General features: G+C 25.7%; 2 protein-coding genes. Both read left to right on the forward strand.

What is annotated here, in order from left to right:
* Nucleotides 1-1,859: DUF1430 domain-containing protein (locus ACF91D_RS29900; protein ID WP_392438347.1), on the forward strand; the 1,859-nt coding region annotated here is incomplete at its 5' end.
* Between the two features lie 5 nt (nucleotides 1,860-1,864).
* Nucleotides 1,865-2,093 (forward strand): hypothetical protein (locus tag ACF91D_RS29905; RefSeq protein WP_392438349.1); only part of this gene is annotated, 229 nt, incomplete at its 3' end.

Below are 2,093 nucleotides of genomic sequence, written 5' to 3' on the forward strand. Positions count from 1 at the left end.
ATTTAATACCTGGCAGTAGTAATATAATCCATATTTCAACTTGGGATCGCACCTTCAATAAAAAAGATATTTTTAATACAATCGAAAAAATTTCTAAACAAGAAAATATAAGTATATATAAATTAATTAGAAGCCCTAAAACAGGCAAAACCAAGTATTTATATTTATTTAATGGTAATGTGACAAGCATTCAAAAAAAGAAGGGTTATCAATCAATAAATTATGAAGCGCTTCTCAGTAAAGATGTGAGAGGAGACTATTATATTATTGGAGATACTTTTAATCCTAATAATTTAAAGCAACAACTACATAAAAAAGGTTTAGAAGTAACAATTTACCACATCAACAAGCCAAAGTTATTTATATCTATAATTAGCGACAAAGGTTTACTTTACCCGATCATATCTTTATTTTTTATTTATGTTTTATATTTTTTTCACAAAACAATTAATACGTTTAAAGCTTATAGTATAAAACAGATACATGGTTATAGATTGCCGAAGATCATATTAGAAAATACTAACAGAACACTCATATATTATTGCTCATTAATAAGTATCTCACTACTAATTTCATTGCTGTTATTTAAGCAATTTGACATTTTTTATAGCAATACTGCTTATTTAACAAGGTCCTTTATAGGGGCAGTTATTTGTTTTGGTATAATTTTTCTGATTTATACTAGTAGTTATATATTAGTGGTCAATAACAATATTCCTCAAACTATCAAAGGCAAAAAACCTTATAAATTTATACACACTGTAACTATAATCTGTAAAGCGTTTATACTTTTTATATTAGTTTATCTATTAATAATAAACCTTAATACTTACGATTCAATTAAAAAGATTAAAGAAACCGAATCACTTTGGTCCCACTTGAATGATTATTATATTATTGAGCTGTCTCCATTTAAATATACTGAATTAGAAGAAAAAGAGATAGCTAAAAAATTCCATAATTTAGTAAAAGAGACTGAAGAAAAACATGAATCAATTCTAATTAGAAACAACAATTTATATCAACCCTCACTTAAAAATTACTCACCTGATAATGGTAATGTAATCTTTGTAAACAATCATTTTGTTTCCTTATATAAAGGCGTTTTACAAAAGTATTTAAATTATGCTAACACTAAAAACAATATTACTCTATTACTACCACCAACTGCTCAAACAAATAGTATCAAGGTCAAAAATGATTTTGAAGATTGGATACAATTTCAACAAGGTATTTTAAATCAACAATATGATTTGAAGTTAATACCAGTAAATCATAATTATGAAGTATATACATTTGATACAAAATCTCATTTAAAAAATACCTTTAGTAAAAACCCTATTGTCATATTACTAGATACAAATATTTTAGGAGACAGTTTTTATTTTTCTTCCGTAACGCAAGGGAGCTATTTATTTAAAAACTATCAAGTTACAACTGATTACTTAAAAACATATGAATTATCTGATGTAGTAAGCGGTGTTACTAACTATAAAGAAATGGTGTTGAATGATTTTAAAGAGCTGAATACAAGATTCATTGTTGTTTCAATTTCAATCATACTGTCGATAATTACATTATTTTTAACAATTATATTTGATACACAGCAATATTTTGAAAATAACTTAAAACTTCTAGTAGTGAGGAAAATTCATGGCTACAACTTAGTTAAAAATAACATCAATTATTTATTATTTAGTAACTGCTTAGTCATTGCTGTAGGTATTTTTTCTTGGTGGACACTTAAGCATAATTTAGTAATCTTTTTATTCATACTTTTTTTAATCCTCCAAATTACAATACAGATTATATATATTAAGAGATTAGAAAAATCAAACATAATAAAATTAAAGGAGTAAACATCATGAAAATAATCATCTCTGTCACTGTTATGCTATTTCTTTTGTTATTGCTCTTTTTTACTAATGACAAATTCGATCGATTTAACCCTCTCCTACCTGAAGAAACTTCTTATGCAATAGTTAAACTAAATACCCAAAATTACGATGACGTAATAGCATATTCGAAAGATGGAGAAAAGTTAGGTTATAAATTGACATTTGGTGGCTATGATCCTAATAAACAATTTGTAC

The sequence above is a fragment of the Staphylococcus sp. 231237_7MaSpsaltlick genome (assembly GCF_043107035.1).